Source organism: Pseudomonas mandelii (assembly GCF_006438925.1).
In the GTDB taxonomy this organism is placed as follows: Bacteria; Pseudomonadota; Gammaproteobacteria; order Pseudomonadales; family Pseudomonadaceae; genus Aquipseudomonas; species Aquipseudomonas mandelii_C.
Window position 1 is genome coordinate 21286 of record NZ_RCZA01000015.1, and the last position, 16217, is coordinate 37502.

At 62.0% G+C, this 16217-nt stretch carries 15 protein-coding genes; 4 read left to right on the forward strand and 11 right to left on the reverse strand.

Features of this window, described 5'->3' with window-relative positions; genetic code table 11:
- Positions 1-31: 31 nt before the first annotated feature.
- The 11 genes from EAH74_RS28310 to cbiE form a co-directional block, all read right to left on the reverse strand.
- On the reverse strand, positions 32-1042 hold the full coding sequence (locus tag EAH74_RS28310; protein WP_140683094.1) for a FecCD family ABC transporter permease: 1011 nt from the start codon (positions 1040-1042) through the stop codon (positions 32-34).
- Positions 1039-1986 (reverse strand): ABC transporter substrate-binding protein, encoded by a 948-nt coding sequence (locus EAH74_RS28315; RefSeq protein WP_140683096.1) that lies wholly within the window; start codon positions 1984-1986, stop codon positions 1039-1041. Before EAH74_RS28315 ends, EAH74_RS28310 begins: the two co-directional genes overlap by 4 nt.
- The gene (locus tag EAH74_RS28320; protein WP_140683289.1) at positions 1983-2771 is read right to left on the reverse strand and encodes an ABC transporter ATP-binding protein; all 789 of its coding nucleotides are present in this window, start codon (positions 2769-2771) and stop codon (positions 1983-1985) included. The genes EAH74_RS28315 and EAH74_RS28320 overlap by 4 nt, the downstream gene beginning before the upstream one ends.
- Before the next feature lie 78 nt (positions 2772-2849).
- Positions 2850-4229 carry a PepSY-associated TM helix domain-containing protein gene (locus tag EAH74_RS28325; RefSeq protein WP_140683099.1) on the reverse strand — a complete coding sequence of 460 codons (1380 nt, stop codon included), beginning with the start codon at positions 4227-4229 and terminating at the stop codon, positions 2850-2852.
- Between the two features lie 129 nt (positions 4230-4358).
- Positions 4359-6476 carry a TonB-dependent copper receptor gene (locus EAH74_RS28330; protein WP_140683102.1) on the reverse strand — a complete coding sequence of 706 codons (2118 nt, stop codon included), beginning with the start codon at positions 6474-6476 and terminating at the stop codon, positions 4359-4361.
- Between the two features lie 84 nt (positions 6477-6560).
- Positions 6561-7010, reverse strand: coding sequence for a DUF2946 domain-containing protein (locus EAH74_RS28335; protein ID WP_140683105.1), 450 nt, complete (start codon positions 7008-7010; stop codon positions 6561-6563).
- Between the two features lie 20 nt (positions 7011-7030).
- On the reverse strand, positions 7031-7510 hold the full coding sequence (locus EAH74_RS28340) for a copper chaperone PCu(A)C (RefSeq protein ID WP_140683108.1): 480 nt from the start codon (positions 7508-7510) through the stop codon (positions 7031-7033).
- A 48-nt stretch (positions 7511-7558) separates the two neighbouring features.
- Complete coding sequence (locus tag EAH74_RS28345) at positions 7559-7957, reverse strand: DUF2946 domain-containing protein (protein ID WP_140683111.1); 399 nt, start codon at positions 7955-7957, stop codon at positions 7559-7561.
- A gap of 298 nt (positions 7958-8255) precedes the next feature.
- Entirely contained in the window at positions 8256-8978 is a 723-nt protein-coding gene (locus tag EAH74_RS28350) for a cobalt-precorrin-6A reductase (protein WP_140683114.1), read from the reverse strand.
- Entirely contained in the window at positions 8975-10072 is a 1098-nt protein-coding gene (locus EAH74_RS28355; protein WP_140683117.1) for a cobalt-precorrin-5B (C(1))-methyltransferase, read from the reverse strand. Before EAH74_RS28355 ends, EAH74_RS28350 begins: the two co-directional genes overlap by 4 nt.
- Positions 10065-11276, reverse strand: coding sequence for a precorrin-6y C5,15-methyltransferase (decarboxylating) subunit CbiE (cbiE, locus tag EAH74_RS28360; protein WP_140683120.1), 1212 nt, complete (start codon positions 11274-11276; stop codon positions 10065-10067). Before cbiE ends, EAH74_RS28355 begins: the two co-directional genes overlap by 8 nt.
- A gap of 144 nt (positions 11277-11420) precedes the next feature.
- Between cbiE and cobG the strand changes: the two genes are divergently transcribed.
- The 4 genes from cobG to cobJ are packed head-to-tail and all read left to right on the forward strand — an operon-like array spanning position 11421 to position 15781.
- On the forward strand, positions 11421-12728 hold the full coding sequence (gene cobG / locus EAH74_RS28365) for a precorrin-3B synthase (protein ID WP_277753142.1): 1308 nt from the start codon (positions 11421-11423) through the stop codon (positions 12726-12728).
- Positions 12721-13347, forward strand: a complete 627-nt coding sequence (locus tag EAH74_RS28370; RefSeq protein WP_008038718.1) for a precorrin-8X methylmutase — start codon at positions 12721-12723, stop codon at positions 13345-13347. The genes cobG and EAH74_RS28370 overlap by 8 nt, the downstream gene beginning before the upstream one ends.
- Complete coding sequence (locus EAH74_RS28375) at positions 13347-14078, forward strand: precorrin-2 C(20)-methyltransferase (protein WP_033053597.1); 732 nt, start codon at positions 13347-13349, stop codon at positions 14076-14078. Before EAH74_RS28370 ends, EAH74_RS28375 begins: the two co-directional genes overlap by 1 nt.
- A complete protein-coding gene (cobJ, locus tag EAH74_RS28380; RefSeq protein WP_140683126.1) occupies positions 14078-15781 on the forward strand; it encodes a precorrin-3B C(17)-methyltransferase in 1704 nt (567 codons plus the stop codon). The genes EAH74_RS28375 and cobJ overlap by 1 nt, the downstream gene beginning before the upstream one ends.
- The last annotated feature ends 436 nt before the right edge of the window (positions 15782-16217 follow it).

Genomic DNA, 16217 nt, shown 5'->3' on the forward strand with positions numbered 1-16217 from the left:
GCCCCTACAGGGGAATGGGAAGTTCTGGGGATTAGCGGCGGCGCATGAGTCCGATGAAAAACAAGCCACCGATGGCCGCGGTGGCGACGCCGATGGGCAAGTCTTCGGGGGCGATCAGGGTGCGGGCGGCGACGTCGACCCAGACGAGAAAGAGGCTGCCCAACAACACGCACACCGGCAGCAATCGCCGATGCTCCGCCCCGACCAAACGCCGCGCAATGTGCGGCACCATCAGCCCGACAAACCCGATAGACCCGCTGATCGACACCAGCACCCCGGTCATCAGCGAAGCAATCAAAAACACCCGTAACCGCACGGTGCGAGCATTGAGTCCGAGGGTCACGGCCGTCTGCTCACCTGCCATCAACGCATTCAACGGCCGCGCCATGCCCAGTAACAACACCAACCCGAGCAACACGCTGGCCGCCGGCACCGCCAGCAACTCCCAACGCGCCAACCCGAGCCCGCCGAGCATCCAGAACATCACCGCCGAACTCGCGCGGTGATCGCCAAGAAACAGCAGCAGATTGGCGATCGCCATCATCACGAAGGACACCGCCACGCCGCACAACAGCAGCCGATCACTGTCCAGCCGCCCGTTGCGGTTGGCGATCATCAGCACAATCAGCATGCTCAGCAACGCGCCGATAAACGCCGCGATCGGCAAGGTCAGCAGGCCAACGATTTCACCGACATGCAGCACCACGATCACGGCACCGAGGGTCGCGCCGGAGGTGACCCCGAGCAAATGCGGATCGGCCAGTGGATTGCGCGTCACCGCTTGCAGCACCGCACCGATCAGCGCGAGCCCGGCGCCCACCAACGCACCCAATAGCATGCGCGGCACGCGAATCAGCCAGACGATGTGTTCCTGCCCGGCGGCCCAGTCCGGCACGCCGAAACCGAAAATCTTGTGCAACAGAATCCGCCACACCACGTCCACCGGCACCCGCGCCGGACCGAAGCCCAGCGACACCACGCACGACACCAGCAACAACGCGCCGAGGGCCACCAGCAACAAGGCGTAGCGACGATTGATCATTCGCCGTGGAAACCCTTGGCCAGGGTTTCAACCGCCAGCACGTTGTCGATCCCCGGCGTGGCCTGCACATACGGAATCACGATGAAGCGCTGATGCTTGATCGCGTCCACCGATTGCAGCGCCTGGTTGTTGAGCAGGAATTGTTCTTTCTGCTCGGCGGTGACTTCGCCGTAATCGACGATCACGATCACCTGCGGATTGCGCTCGACCACGTTCTCCCAGTTGACCCGGGTCCAGCTCGCGTCGACGTCGTCGAGAATATTGCGCCCGCCAGCGGCATCGATCAGCGCTTGCGGCATACCGAGGCGACCGGACGTCATGGCGCGGTCTTCACCGCTGTCATAAAGGAACACGCGAGGTTTGTCCGCCGGCAGATCCTTGCGCACTTCGGCGACTTGCGCCTGCATCCGGGCGATCACGGCGTTGGCGCGGTCCTGCGCGTCGAAGATTTTGCCGAGGTTGCGCAGGTCGTTGTAGGTGTCTTCCAGGCTGGCCGGCGGACGCTTCATCACGAACGCGCAGGACTCGGTCAGCTCGTAGACATTGATGCCCAGCGGCTGCAACGTTTGCGGCGTGAGATCACCGCCCACGCGCATGCCGTAATCCCAACCGGCAAAGAAGAAATCGACGTTGGCGTTGAGCAGGGTTTCCACCGACGGGTACTTGGCCGCCAACTCCGGCACGCCATCGAGGATGGTCTGCATCTGGGGCGTGACCGACTTCCAGCCGGTCACACCGCTATACCCGGCCATACTGGGTTTCAGGCCGAGGGCGAGCATCATCTGGGTCATGTTGATGTCATGGCTGACCGCGTGTTTCGGCGCTTGCTTGAAGGTCACTTCGCGGTTGCAGCTCTGCACGGTCAACGGGTAGTGAGTGGCCTCGGCAAATGCTTGGGCATTGCCCAGCAACAGAGCGGCGCAAAGCAGGGAACGCAAAGTCATGGTTGGGTGATCCAGGTGATTCGTGGGTAGCCGTGCAAGGGATGTTCATCGATCAGCGCTTCGACGCCGAACACGTCGCGCAGCAGTGGGGCGGTCAGGACTTCTTTGGGCGTGCCGCTGGCGACGATGCGGCCGTGGTTGATCACGTACAGCCGATCGCAGAAAGCGGCTGCGAGGTTGAGGTCGTGAATGCTCGCCAGGGTGCCGATCTTCAGGTGTTTGACCCGTCGCAACAGTTCGAGCTGATAGCGCGGGTCGAGGTGATTGGTCGGCTCGTCGAGGATCAGCACTTGCGGTTGCTGAGCCAGGGCGCGGGCGAGGATCACGCGCTGTTTTTCACCGCCGGAGAGGGTGGCGAAGGCATGATCCTCGAAGCCTTTGAGGCCGACTGATTCCAGGGCCTGGGTGGCGAGTTTTCTGTCCTCCAGGGTGTCGCCGTCGAACAGACCTTTGTGCGGTGTGCGGCCCATGGCGACGACTTCGTCGACGGTGAGGCCGAAGGCGTCAGGGAACTCCTGCAGGACCACGGCGATGCGTTGCGCGCACCAGCGTGAGGATTGTTTCCAGACGTTGTGGTGGTCGAGCCTGACCTCGCCGCGCTCGGGTTTGCTGAATCGCCAGGCACAGCGCAGCAGGCTGGTTTTGCCGCTGCCGTTGGGGCCGATCAGACCGACGAACTCACCGGGGAGCACGTGCAAGGTTGCATCACGCAGTTGGAACTGGTGATGGCAATGGCCGTGGCCCTGGGGTGTCCAGGCGAGGTTTGTGAGGTTCAGCGAGGTCATTGCGTGCTCGAAGTGCGGGTAGTTGCAGCGGGCCGACATTGTAAGGTCAACCGCACTGCAACAGGCATCTCGCTGTATTCAGGATGAAGATGAGGCGGATTCAGACTGGCCGCTCAAGCGCGACAGCAGCACCCGATCCAGCAGCCAAACCACCACCAGCGAAGCGCCCACCAACGGGAACGCCACCGCCAATGCAAACATGATGACCATCGCGGTTTTCCATTTCGGCAAGTCGTGGCGCAGCGGCGGAACACCGAATTTTCCTTGTGGACGGCGCTTCCACCAGATCACCACACCGCTGACGGCGCTGAGCAGAATCATCAGGCAGATCAGCAGGATGATGATCTGATTGAGCGGGCCGAACATTTTGCCTTCGTGCAACATCACGCCGATTTCCGTCGCGCGGGCGACGGCGCCGTATTGCGCGTAGCGCACGTCGGCGAGGACGTCGCCGGTGTACTGATCCACATGCAGCGTGGCGTCATTGCGCGGGTCGTCGGCGAACACCGCGATGGTGAACACGCCAGTCGCCGTGGTCGGCAAGGTGATGCTGTAGCCCGGTTCGACCTTGCGTTGCACAGCGATGTTCTGCACGTCCTGCAAGCTGATGGTCGGCGCGGCGGGGCCCGCTTGCGCGCTACCGTGGGCCATGTGTTCGGCGTGGTCGCCGGACATTGGCATCGGCGTGTTTTCCATTGCCCAAGGCACGGTCTGGCGGGTGGCGGTGTTAAGGCTACGAGCCTCGACATCGGACTTGGGCACGTCGTCCCACATCGCTGCCGGAAAGACATTCCACACTTGGGCGTATTGCTTGCCCCAGAACCCGGTCCAGGTCATGCCGCTGAGCAGCATCACCAGTAGCAACGACGCGCCCCAGAACCCGGTCACCGCGTGCAGGTCACGCCAGAGCACTCGACCGCGACTGCTCAAACGTGGCCACAAAATGCCGGCCGCCTGACCGCGCGGCCACCACAGAAAGACGCCGGAGACCACCAACACCACGCCCCAACCGGCGGCCAGTTCGATCAGTCGATCACCGACGGTGCCGATCATCAATTCGCCATGAATCGCTCGCGCAACGGCTTGCAGATTCTTTTTCGCGTCTTGCTCGCCGAGGACATCGCCGTGGTAGGGGTCGACGAAAATGTTGAGCTCGTTACCGCCATCGAGCACGACAAATTGCGCGCTGCGTTCGGCGTTGACCGGTGGCAAATACTGCTTGATCGTGGCGTGTGGATAAGCCTCTTTCACCCGCTTGAGCAAGTCATCGGCCGGGACGCTGTGGTGCCCGGCCGGGACGTTCAGCAGGCTGCCGTACATCAGCGGGTCAAGTTGCGGCTTGAACAGGTAAATGATGCCGGTCAGGGCCAGCATCACCATAAAAGGCGCGACGAACAGACCGGCATAGAAATGCCAACGCCAGGCCAGGTTGTAGAAATTCGGTTTGGGCTGTTTCATCACGTGTGCTCCGCTTTGGCATGGATCTTTTAGTTGTTTGTTTGCGGTTGCTGCGCAACCGATCGCGAGCAGGCTCGCTCCCACAGGTTCAACACTGTTCATGTGGGAGCGAGCCTGCTCGCGATGCTTTTAGAAGCTCATGTCCACCTTGGTCCAGAGCGTGCGCCCCGGTTCTTTAATGGCTTGCGGGTCGTTGGCCGGGTAGCCGAAACCGGCGTTGCCGGCCAGGTTCAAGTGCTCGGCGTACGCCTTGCCGAACAGGTTGTCGACGCCGGTGCTGACCTTCCAGTTTTTGTTGATCCGGTACGCGCCATTGAGCGAGAACACGCCAAAGCCCGGGGTCTTGTCGAAGTCCTTGCCGACCACGTTGCCCTTGTTCTGGTCGATGCGGTTTTGCGCCGCGACCACTCGCCACAAGGCCCCGGCGCTCCAGTTGTCTTCGCTGTAGGTCAGGCCGAAACGTGCGTCCAGCGGCGGCATTTGCGGCAGTGCGTTGCCGTCGCTACTGTTTTTGCCCCAGGCGTAGGCCAGGGTCGCATCGGCTTTCCAGTTGCTGGTCAGCTTGTAGGCCGCACCCAATTCGCCGCCCATGATCCGCGCATCGATGTTCTCGGCTTGCGAGGTCATGCCCATCATTGTTGGCGTGTAGTTGAACAGGATGTAGTCGCGCACCTGCCCGATGTAGCCCGAGGCCCAGGCTTCGAGGCCTTCGGTCCTGTATTGCAGGCCGAAGTCGAGCTGGGTGGTTTTTTCAGGCTTGATCGAATCGAAGGCATTCACCGAACCGGCAGGCCCCGAGTTGGGTGAAAAAAGCTCCCAGTAATCCGGGAAACGCTGGGTGTGACCGAGGCCGGCATACAGCGTGGTCGGGCTGTCGGCCAGGTCATGCTCGTAACGGATGAAGCCGCTTGGCAGTGTGTCGGCACGGGTGTCGTCGGCGGTCGGGTTGGGGCGCGCCATCATCCCGGAGCCAGTGGTCTGCCGGAAATCCTTGGCCGAAGCACGGTCCAGGCGCGCGCCGGTAATCAGCCGGTCACGGTCGGCGGCGTACCAGGTCAGTTCGCTGAACACGCCGTAGTTATGGAAGTCGGCATCCTTGTTGCGCGGCAATTCCTTGTAGACGTCGATGCCCATGGCGCTGCGCTGGCGGTGTTCGCTGGTCTGCGCATCGATGCCGCTGATCAACTGCACATCGGCCCAGCGCCAGGTGGCTTTGATCCGTGCGCCGAGGGTTCGACGGTCGACGTTGGAGGCCATGGGACCTGCCATCATCCCGGTGCCGGACGGCGTGCGCAGGGTGTAGTTGTCCATCACGTGGTCGGCGTAGTTGTAGTAGATCTGCGCCTCGACCTTATCCAGCACATCGCCGATGTTCGACTTCTCGAAACGCAGGCCCAGGCTTTCGCGCTTGAACTGCGAACCGTCCATGCCGCGCCCGGCGTAACGCGCTTCGCCATCGCCCTTGCCGGCGGTGAGTTCCAGCAGGGTGTCGGCGTCCGGGGTCCAGCCCACCGCGACGTCGCCATTCCACTTGTCGTAGCGCGACGGCACGGTGTCGTTGTTACCGTCCTGGTAGTCGTCGGCATGCGCGGTGTTGCCGATCACTCGCACGTAACCCAATGGCCCGCCGGCAGCAGCGTCCACCACTTTGTCGAAACGCCCGTTGGAGCCAGCCAGCACGCTGGCGTTCACCCGCGTGCCGAGTTCGCCGAAGCTTTCCGGCTCACGGTCGAAGAGGATGGTCCCGGCCGACGCGCCCGGTCCCCAGAGCACGGTTTGCGGGCCTTTGATGACGGTGAGTTTGTCGTAGGTTTCCGGCGAGATGTACGAGGTCGGTGCGTCCATTCGGCCGGGGCAGGCGCCGAGCAACTGGCCGCCGTTGGTGAGGATGTTCAACCTTGAGCCGAACATGCCACGAAGCACCGGGTCACCGTTGGTGCCGCCATTGCGCACCAGGGCGAAGCCGGGGATGGTTTTCAGGTAGTCGCCACCGTCGCTGGCCGGCACCGGTTGGCGCGGGTCCTTGGGGTTGGTGACGATGGTCAGTGGCGAACTCGGCGCGATGGCGGTGATCACCGTCGGGCTCAGTTCTTCACGGTGACCGGCGTGTTCATCGGCCAGCACCATGGGTGTCAGCATTGCACCGCAAAGGAAGGCGGTGGCGTGCCTGAAACGAATACTGGATTCGTTCGGGGCAAAAGACGCTTGGGCAGCGCTCAAGCGTGTGTCAGCAGAAAACCTGGACATGACAATTTCCATCGAACAGTCGTAAACGACACGGCCGGCAGCCTGTTGCTGTCTTCTAAACCGTGTGAGATCGGAGGTGTGTGTTTACGCGTCGATGGGCGGGGCGCGTGTGCGGGCGCCGGGGAAGAAGGTTTGCCGGGCGTGGCCCAGGCGAGGGGAGGGTGTGGTGAAGGTGGTGGCTTTTGGCGTGTCGAATGCGACGAAGGACTGGCCGCCGGTCAGCGCCGGGCAATTGAACAGCAGGCTGCAATAGCCGCATTTTTCCCAGAGCGCGTGATGTGAGGCTTTTGGCGGGCAGTGTTCGGCGGTGGTTTGCGCGCTGTGGTCGGCGTGCTCCATCGCCGACATGTCCATGCTCATGTCCATCGACATGTTCATGGTCATCGAGGAGGCGCGTTGATCCATCGGCATCGACTGAGAAATCAGTGGGCCGATAAAGATCATCAACATGGCGAACAGGCTGATCCAGCTACCGCGCGTCAGGCTTAACGGCTGACGACGGTGTGCGGATGACCTGGCGCTAAGCGGGCGCATGGGTGTTTTGGGTCAGCCGTTTACTGGGCGTGGGCGTGCGTCTGCATGTCTTCCGGCGGCTTCTTCTGCACTGAGATTTCGACCGTCACGTCGCCGGATTTCTCGAAATGCATTGTCAGCGGGAAGCGTTTGCCGTCGCTCAGCAGGCTGCGGTCTTTCAGGTTTACCAGCATCACGTGATAGGCCATCGGCGCAAAGGTGACGTTGCCGCCGGCAGGAATGTCGACGCTCGGCACCTGCTGCATTTTCATCAGATCGTTTTGCATTACGTGCTCGTGCAACTGGGCTTCGCCTGCAATCGGCGAGTCGACACTGAGCAAGCGGTCAGCGGTTTTGCCACCGTTGTGAATCACGAAATACGCCGCGACCGTTGGCGCGTTGGGCGGCAACTCCTGCGACCACGGATGAGCAATTTCCAGTTCCCCGGCCTTGTACTCGTGGGCATTGGCAAAACAGGCAGGCAGCAGCAACGCAGCCAGAACGATGAGTTTGTTCAACATGGCAGTTCTCCAGAACGATTCAAAACGCAGGTCAATTGCGAGAAGGAATCACACCAGAGGGGAGGCGCGGGGGTTGAGGCTCGGCCATTGCTGGCGCGGTGTCGGTGTATCGAGAGAGGCGTGAGGCAGGCTTCGATTGGCCTCGAACTGCGCGAAGTACAGTTGCGGCACGTGCCCGGGCAACGCCACCAGTGGCGAGGAACCTGAACAGCACCAGCAATGCTGCATGTTGGAATGATCGTCGTTCTGCGGGGCTTTCTGTTCGATATCGCCCAGGGAAATCGCCACCATTTTCGTGCCGCTGGCGGAACAGAAACTGCCCCACAACAACTGCTCGGCGGGTGATTTCGCCGTCTGTGCCATCGCTCCTGACATCGGCATGGCGAGCATGTTGAACAGCACTGCGAAGCAGGCGATCCAGGCAAATGCGAGCCGTTGTCGGGACATGGGACAAATCCGGTTGGGTGGGGGATCAGGCGCGGCTATTTAGCCTGATCAGGGCCGATAAGTAAAAAAGCGGCGTGCGGTGTGGTGTCGCAGTGCCAAGCTCCATAGCCTTCATCATAGTCGTGAATTACGGATTGCCATTGCGGTGCAGATCAGCCTTCACACAATTTTGTAGCAGCTGCCGAAGGCTGCGTTCGGCTGCGTAGCAGTCGTGATCCCATGCGGCACGGTTAACCTGACGGACCGTGGTGTTTGATTTCACGACCGCTACGCAGCCGAACGCAGGCTTCGCCAGCTGCTACAGGTTTTGTGTAAGGGCCGCTAATATCTCATCCACCGACCCAAACTCCCGATCAACCCCTGGCAACACTGGCCGCTGCAAAACAATCACCGGCACCCCACGCTCCCGAGCCACTTCCAGCTTCGGCTCGGTCGCCGTGCTGCCGCTGTTCTTGCTGATCAGCACATCAATCTGCCGCCGTTCAAACAGTGCACGTTCATCTTCAATCAGAAACGGCCCACGCGCGCCGATGACTTCGCAGCGTTCGTTGCCGGGGTAAACGTCCAGTGCGCGCAAGGCCCAGAATTGCTCTTGCGGGATCTCATGCAGATGCTGCAAGGGTTCGCGGCCGAGGGTGAACAGCGGTCGCCGGAACGGTTTCAGCGCTTCGATCAACTCGGCCCAGCCGCTGACTTCGCGCCAGTCATCCCCAGGCTGTGGTTGCCAGGCCGGGCGCCGCAAGGCCCAACAAGCAATGCCACTCAACCGCGCAGCGGCGGCGGCGTTCTGGCTGATTTGTGCGGCGTAGGGATGGGTGGCGTCCAGCAACAGGTCGATCCCTTCATTCCGAATGAACTGCGCTAGCCCTTCGACACCGCCGTAACCGCCCACGCGAATCCGACAGCTCAGATCTGTCGGCACACGCCCGACACCGGCCAGGCTATAGATGTGTTCCGGCCCGAGGGTCCGGGCGATGGCCAAGGCTTCCGTCACGCCACCGAGCAACAACACGCGCTTCATTGAAAAGCTCCCGCATGGCCGACAATCCCGCCTTGGCGATCAATGGCGAACACTTCGACCTGAACCTGCGCCGGCACCACGCTGCGAGCAAAGTCCAATGCGTGCTGACACACCGCATCACCCAGGGCGATCCCGGCAGCGCTGGCCATCGCCAAGGCTTGCTGGCTGGTGTTGGCTTCGCGAATCCGATGCTGCAACGCCTCATCGGCGCCAATCGCCGCCGCCCACTCGGCCAGTTGTGGCAGGTCGATGCTCGAATGTCGACTGTGCAAATCCATGTGCCCGGCCGCCAGTTTGCTGATCTTGCCGAAACCACCGCAGAGGCTGAGTTTATCCACAGGCACTTTGCGCAGATGTTTGAGCACTGCGCCGACGAAGTCGCCCATTTCGATCAGGGCGATTTCCGGCAAGTCGTAGACCCGGCGCATGGTGTCTTCGCTGGCATTGCCGGTGCATGCGGCGATGTGCAGATAACCGTTGGTTTTTGCCACGTCGATGCCCTGATGGATCGAGGCGATGTAGGCCGCACAGGAAAACGGCCGGACGATGCCGCTGGTGCCGAGGATCGACAAACCGCCGAGAATCCCCAGGCGCGGGTTCATGGTTTTCAGCGCCAGGGCTTCGCCGTCCTCGACGTTCACCGTGACCTCGAAGCCGCCCGGGTAATCAAGCTCCTCGGCCAGCAGCGTCAGGTGCTCGCTGATCATTTTGCGCGGCACCGGGTTGATTGCCGGTTCGCCGACGTTCAGCACCAGCCCGGGCCGGGTGACGGTGCCAACGCCACGGCCAGCATTGAACCGAATGCCCGGCTCGCGGCGCAGGCGCACTTGGGAAAAGAGCAGGGCGCCGTGGGTCACGTCCGGATCATCGCCGGCGTCCTTGATTGTTCCGGCTTCGGCGCCGTCGTCCGTCAGTCGACAGAATTCCAGGCGCATTTGCACCTGTTTGCCTTTGGGCAGAATGATTTCAACGGCGTCCGCTTCCACGCCACTGAGCAGCAGGCGCGCCGCCGCAAGGCTGGTGGCGGTGGCGCAACTGCCGGTGGTCAGGCCGCTGCGCAGCGGTGCGGGTTGTTCGGCGGTTTCGTCACGCATCGAAAGGCTTCGTCACTTCCAGCAAGGTAATCGGCAACGCTTGACGCCAGGTATCGAAGTCCCCCAGCGGTTGCGCTTGGGCGATATGGATCCGCGTCAGCTCGCCGCCGTGCTGCTCGCGCCAGGCCATCAAGGTCATTTCACTTTGCAACGTGACGGCGTTGGCGATCAGTCGGCCGCCGGGTTTGAGTGCGGCCCAGCACGTGTCGAGCACGCCGTCGCGGGTGACGCCGCCGCCGATAAAAATCGCGTCCGGGCGTTCGAGTCCGTCCAGGGCTTGCGGTGCACTGCCGCGAATCAGTTGCAGACCGGGCACGCCGAGCGCATCGCGGTTGTGTTCGATTAGTAACTGTCGGCTTTCATCGGCTTCGATGGCTAATGCACGGCAACCAGGGTGGGCGCGCATCCATTCGATGCCGATCGAGCCGCTGCCGGCGCCGACGTCCCACAGTAGTTCGCCGGGGATCGGAGCGAGGCGCGCAAGGGTGATCGCGCGCACATCGCGCTTGGTCAGTTGACCGTCGTGCTTGAAGGCTGAGTCTGGCAGGCCGGCCAATCGGGAGAGGCGCGGCATATTGGGTTCGGCGATGCACTCGATGGCGATCAGGTTCAGATCGGCGATCACAGGATTGTTCCAGTCATTGGCGACACCCTCGATGCGTCGTTCGGCGGCACCGCCCAGATGTTCCAGCACGGTGAGGCGACTCGCACCGAAACCGCGCTCACGCAATAACGTCGCGATGGCGGCCGGGCTCTTGCCGTCGTTGCTCAACACCAGCAAGCGAACACCGCTGAACAACTGCGCATTGAGTGCGGCGATGGGACGAGCAACCACCGAAAGCGTGACCACATCCTGCAACGGCCAGCCCATTCGCGCCGCTGCCAGCGAGCAAGAGGAGGGCGCCGGCAGAATCAGCATTTCATCACCGGACAGCTGCCGGGCCAGGCTGGCGCCCACGCCAAAGAACATCGGGTCGCCGCTGGCCAGCACGCAGACCGGCTCGCCGCGTAGCGCCAAAACCGGATCAAGGGAAAACGGGCTGGGCCACAACTGCCGCTCGCCACGGATGCACACCGGCAACAAATCCAGTTGCCGCTGGCCGCCGAAGATCCGCGAGGCGCCCAGCAGAGCGCGACGGGCGTTTTTGCCCAGGCCCTTGAAGCCGTCTTCGCCGATTCCCACTACTGTCAGCCACGGTGACATCTACAGCCCTCAAATATTGTCCTCAAACGGACTGTTCCGACGGGCAGGCTTTTCATGCCGTCGAACAAAGCAGGCATAATACCGCGCCTTCGCCCGCGAAGCGCCTTTCCCACACAGCCGGTCGCCCCCTTGAACAAACGCCCGATGTCCTTAGCCTTACGCCCCTCGGCCTGCCCGGGGTTGTTGCGTATCGTCCAGGCGCTGGATGGCGGTATCTGCCGGATCAAGTTGAATGGCGGTTCGATCAGTGCGGACCAGGCCGACGCGGTGGCCAGTGCGGCCGAACGCTTTGCCGGAGGCGTAATAGATGCGACCAACCGCGCCAATCTGCAAATTCGCGGGATCGGCAGTGATCATGGCGCCTTGATCGATGGCCTGATGGCTGCCGGGTTGGGGCCAAGCACCGCCGCTGGCGACGATGTGCGCAATTTGATGCTCAGCCCCAGCGCCGGGATTGATCGGCAGAGGCTGTTCGACACGCGACCGCTGGCCGAAAAAATCCTCGCCACGCTGCAAAGCCATGAACACTTTCACGACCTTAGTGCCAAGTTTGCCGTGCAACTGGATGGCGGCGAAGGTCTGGCGATGCTCGAGCATCCTCATGATCTGTGGTTGTCCGCCACTGAGCGAGACGGCGAACTGGTTTTTGCATTCGGTCTGGCGGGTTGCCCTGTGGACCCGCCTGCGGGCGCGGTGTCATTGGCGCAGGGCCATGCGCTGGTGGTCGCGGTGCTGGAGTTGTTTCTTGAACTGGCACGTCCCGACCAGACGCGAATGCGGCATTTGCTCACCGAATGCTCGCTCGACGTTTTTCTCGCTCGTCTGGCCGAACGTGTGCCGTTGATGCCCATCACGGGTTGGCAGCGCAAGGTAAGTCCGGGTGTCTTGCACATCGGCGCTCATCCACAGCGTGAGGCGGAGCGTGTGTATATCGGCGCGGTGCCGCCGCTGGGTCGCCTCAATCCCGCGATGCTCAGAGGCGTCGCACAACTGGCACGTGATCAGGGTGACGGCAGCGTGCGTTTCACACCCTGGCAAAGCCTGTTATTGCCCGGTGTTCATGTCGACACTGCGGCTCAAGTTATCCACAGTCTCGAACAGCTCGGTCTGCGTTGCTCCGTCGACGATGCCTTGGCGCACCTGATCGCCTGCACCGGCTCGACGGGTTGCGGCAAAGGCCTGGCCGACACCAAGGGCGATGCCCGACAACTGGCGGCGCTGCTGCAACGTCACGGCCAGGCACTCAGCGTGCACCTGTCCGGTTGCCAGCGTTCCTGCGCGGCCGCGCACAGTGCGCCGGTCACGTTGCTTGCGGTTTCTCCCGGTCATTACGACCTCTATTTTCGCGATGCAGCGCAGCCGGGTTTCGGCGCGCTGCACGCACGCAACCTTACTATTGAAGCGGTCGCAGCCTTGCTCGACGCCCGCTCACGGAGCCCCCTTGATGCTTGATTACATCCGCGACGGTCAGGAGATCTATCGCAACTCCTTCGCGATCATTCGTGCCGAGGCCAACCTCGAGCGTATTCCGGCCGACCTGGAAAAACTCGCGGTCCGTGTGATCCACGCCTGCGGCATGGTCGACGCTATCGACGGGCTGCAATTTTCCGAAGGCGCGGGCAAGGCTGGCCGTGATGCGCTGGCCGCCGGTGCACCGATCCTGTGCGATGCGCGGATGGTCAGCGAAGGCGTAACCCGCACGCGATTGCCTGCGAACAACGAAGTCATCTGCACCCTGCGCGATGAAAGCGTTCCTGAGCTGGCCCGAGAGTTGGGCAACACCCGTTCCGCCGCTGCGCTGGAGCTGTGGCGCCCGCACCTGGAAGGCAGCGTGGTGGTGATCGGCAACGCGCCGACCGCACTGTTCTATCTGTTGGAAATGCTCGACGCCGGCGCGCCGAAACCGGCACTGATCCTGGGCTTCCCGGTGGGCTTCGTCGGTGCCGCCGAATCCAAGGCAGCGCTCGCGGCAGACAGCCGTGGCGTGCCTTTCGTCATCATGCAAGGCCGGCTGGGCGGTAGCGCCATGGCCGCCGCCGCCGTCAATGCCCTCGCCACGGAGATCGAATGATGCAGCAACCTGGACGTTTGATCGGCCTGGGCGTCGGCCCCGGTGATCCGGAACTGATTACCGTCAAAGCCCTGCGCCTGCTGCGCGAGTCGCCGGTGGTGGCGTACTTCGTTGCCAAGGGCAAAAAGGGCAATGCCTTCGGCATCATCGAGGCGCATTTGCAAGACGCGCAAACGCTGCTGCCGCTGGTGTATCCGGTGACCACCGAAGCATTGCCGGCGCCGCTGTCGTATGAGCAAGTGATCAGCGACTTCTACGATGCGGCCGGCGAAGAACTGGCCGCGCACCTGGACGCTGGCCGTGACGTGGCGGTGATCTGCGAAGGCGATCCGTTCTTCTACGGCTCCTACATGTACCTGCATGATCGTCTGGCTGAGCGTTATGAAGCCGAAGTTGTGCCGGGTGTCTGCTCGATGCTCGGCGGTGCCTCGGTACTGGGTGCGCCGCTGGTGTATCGCAATCAGAGTTTGTCAGTGCTGTCGGGTGTGTTGCCCGCCGACGATCTCAAGCGTCGTCTGGCCGATGCCGATGCCGCCGTGATCATGAAGCTGGGGCGCAACTTTCCCAAGGTCCGTCAGGTGCTCGAAGAACTCGGGCTGGCTGAGCGTGCGCTGTATGTTGAACGCGCGACCATGGCCAACCAGAAAATCGTCCCGCTGGATCAGGTCGAGCCGATGTCCTCGCCGTACTTCTCGCTGATCATTGTGCCCGGTGAAAGGTGGCAAGGCTGATGGCCCGTCCAGTTCCGGCGATTGTCATTCTGGGCAATGGCAGCCTCGCGACTGCGCGCAAGATTGCGCAGCTATACCCTGGCGCATTGATCCATGGTCTAGCCGAACGGGTGGAAGGCGCGGACCGCGTCTATCACGAATTCGGCGCTACCTTGCGTGAGCTCTATCAGCAGGACACGCCGATCATCGCCTTGTGTGCGGCCGGCATTGTGATCCGCACCCTGGCGCCGTTACTGCTGGAAAAAGGCGCCGAGCCGCCAGTGCTGGCCGTGGCTGAAGACGGCAGCGCCGTGGTGCCGCTGCTCGGCGGCCTCGGTGGCGTGAACGTCATGGCGCGAGAGATTGCTGCCGGTCTCGAGGTTGCTGCGGCGATCACCACCAGCGGTGAATTGCGCTTCGGCACCTGCCTGCTCAATCCACCCAGCGGTTACGCCCTCGGCGATCTGGAACTGGGCAAGCGCTTCGTCTCGGATTTGCTCGCCGGCCAAAGCGTACGCGTCGAAGGGGCTGCGCCGTGGCTGGCGCAGGCGCAGTTGCCGCAAGATCCTCAAGCGCATCTGTCGATCCATGTCGGCCATGCCGAGCGTGTGCCTGCGGCCAATGAATTGATGATCTACCCGCGCAATGTGCTGGTGGCGGTGAGCGCAGAGGTCGCGGATCTGCCAGGCGCCGTTCGCTCAGCCCTGCATCAAGCGAAAATCGCCGTGCAATCGGTGGCGTGCCTGTTGGCCAGCGATCTGGACATGGCCAGCACGGCATTGCGCGAAGCGGCACTTGAACTGGGTGTACCTCTGCGGTTTGCGTCGGTCAGCGGCGGCGTTAGCGAGCTGTCCCGCCACACCGTGGCGAACGCTACCGTCGTGTCAGCGGATACCGGCATTGCCATCGCAGTGGCCACTCAGCCGCTGGATGCTGCACAAATCGGCCGTGCACGCGGTCGTTTGGCGGTCATCGGTCTGGGTCCTGGCGCCGCCGAACTGATGGTGCCAGCGGTCAAGGCCGAACTGGCCGGGGCCACCGACGTACTCGGTTACGAAACTTACGTGCGCATGGCCGGGCCGTTCCGCGAAGACCAAGTGCTGCATTGCACTGACAACCGCGAAGAGATGCAGCGTGCCCGCCACGCCTTCGAGCTGGCGGCGCAAGGCCGTTCGGTGATTGTGGTTTCATCCGGTGACCCCGGCGTGTTCGCCATGGCCTCGGCGGTGCTTGAAGCGTTGCATGAGTCGAGTGAGCCGAGCTGGCACAGCGTTGATCTGGAGATTCTTCCGGGTGTCTCCGCTTCGCTGGCGACCGCTGCGCAGGCCGGTGCGCCGTTGGGGCATGACTTCTGCGTGCTGTCGCTGTCGGACAACCTCAAGCCTTGGGCGATCATCGAGAAGCGCCTGGACCTGGCCGCCGAAGCCGATCTGGCGCTGGCCTTCTACAACCCGATCTCCCGTGCGCGGCCGTGGCAACTGGGCCAGGCGCTGGAAATCGTCAGCCGGCATCGCACACCGGAAACGGTCGTGGTACTGGGTCGCGACATTGGCCGTCCAGGTCAGACGCTACGGGTTACCACGCTCGGCGAACTGACCCCCGACCAGGTCGACATGCGCACCATGGTGCTGATCGGTTCCTCCACCACCTGCGTGTTCCCTCGTGCCGAGGGCGGCGAGTGGGTGTATACGCCGCGTTGGTATGGCATCAAGCCTGCCTCCTGAACCTTAGCGGCCCCACGTGGGCCGTTTGTCACTGAATATATTCCCGCCTGCTGGTCGGCACTTTCGCTTTGGCGTTGATGTGTCATCTATTTCACCAATAGTTGTGGGATTTACGACACTCGCCAAGAAGAATTGATACTGTTTTCGGTCTCTGTTTTCTTCCTTTGTGTAGTACTTTTTTGTAGTTGAAAACTTTGGTGTTGCGCACGAATCACTGCGTCGCCTGTTTGCTGGCGGGTTCAAGATTTTTGTTTGTCTGTGCGCACTTGGTTAAGTCGGCAATATAAAGTTTTATTTTTTTGAAGTTTGATTGTATTGAAATTAATTGAATTTCTTCGGATTTGAAGTGCCCGTTCTTACCCTTTAGTTTTGTCTCGTGTGAAGTGGCTACTTTGCATATTGGTCTGGTCTCGTTCAAAAAATACGAAATGGTTGA

Bases quoted from the DNA above. Each gene is read 5' to 3' on its own strand.
- EAH74_RS28310 (WP_140683094.1), bottom strand. From the start codon at position 1,042: ATGATCAATCGTCGCTACGCCTTGTTGCTGGTGGCCCTCGGCGCGTTG.
- EAH74_RS28315 (WP_140683096.1), bottom strand. From the start codon at position 1,986: ATGACTTTGCGTTCCCTGCTTTGCGCCGCTCTGTTGCTGGGCAATGCC.
- EAH74_RS28320 (WP_140683289.1), bottom strand. From the start codon at position 2,771: ATGACCTCGCTGAACCTCACAAACCTCGCCTGGACACCCCAGGGCCAC.
- EAH74_RS28325 (WP_140683099.1), bottom strand. From the start codon at position 4,229: ATGAAACAGCCCAAACCGAATTTCTACAACCTGGCCTGGCGTTGGCAT.
- EAH74_RS28330 (WP_140683102.1), bottom strand. From the start codon at position 6,476: ATGTCCAGGTTTTCTGCTGACACACGCTTGAGCGCTGCCCAAGCGTCT.
- EAH74_RS28335 (WP_140683105.1), bottom strand. From the start codon at position 7,010: ATGCGCCCGCTTAGCGCCAGGTCATCCGCACACCGTCGTCAGCCGTTA.
- EAH74_RS28340 (WP_140683108.1), bottom strand. From the start codon at position 7,510: ATGTTGAACAAACTCATCGTTCTGGCTGCGTTGCTGCTGCCTGCCTGT.
- EAH74_RS28345 (WP_140683111.1), bottom strand. From the start codon at position 7,957: ATGTCCCGACAACGGCTCGCATTTGCCTGGATCGCCTGCTTCGCAGTG.
- EAH74_RS28350 (WP_140683114.1), bottom strand. From the start codon at position 8,978: ATGAAGCGCGTGTTGTTGCTCGGTGGCGTGACGGAAGCCTTGGCCATC.
- EAH74_RS28355 (WP_140683117.1), bottom strand. From the start codon at position 10,072: ATGCGTGACGAAACCGCCGAACAACCCGCACCGCTGCGCAGCGGCCTG.
- cbiE (WP_140683120.1), bottom strand. From the start codon at position 11,276: ATGTCACCGTGGCTGACAGTAGTGGGAATCGGCGAAGACGGCTTCAAG.
- cobG (WP_277753142.1), top strand. From the start codon at position 11,421: ATGTCCTTAGCCTTACGCCCCTCGGCCTGCCCGGGGTTGTTGCGTATC.
- EAH74_RS28370 (WP_008038718.1), top strand. From the start codon at position 12,721: ATGCTTGATTACATCCGCGACGGTCAGGAGATCTATCGCAACTCCTTC.
- EAH74_RS28375 (WP_033053597.1), top strand. From the start codon at position 13,347: ATGCAGCAACCTGGACGTTTGATCGGCCTGGGCGTCGGCCCCGGTGAT.
- cobJ (WP_140683126.1), top strand. From the start codon at position 14,078: ATGGCCCGTCCAGTTCCGGCGATTGTCATTCTGGGCAATGGCAGCCTC.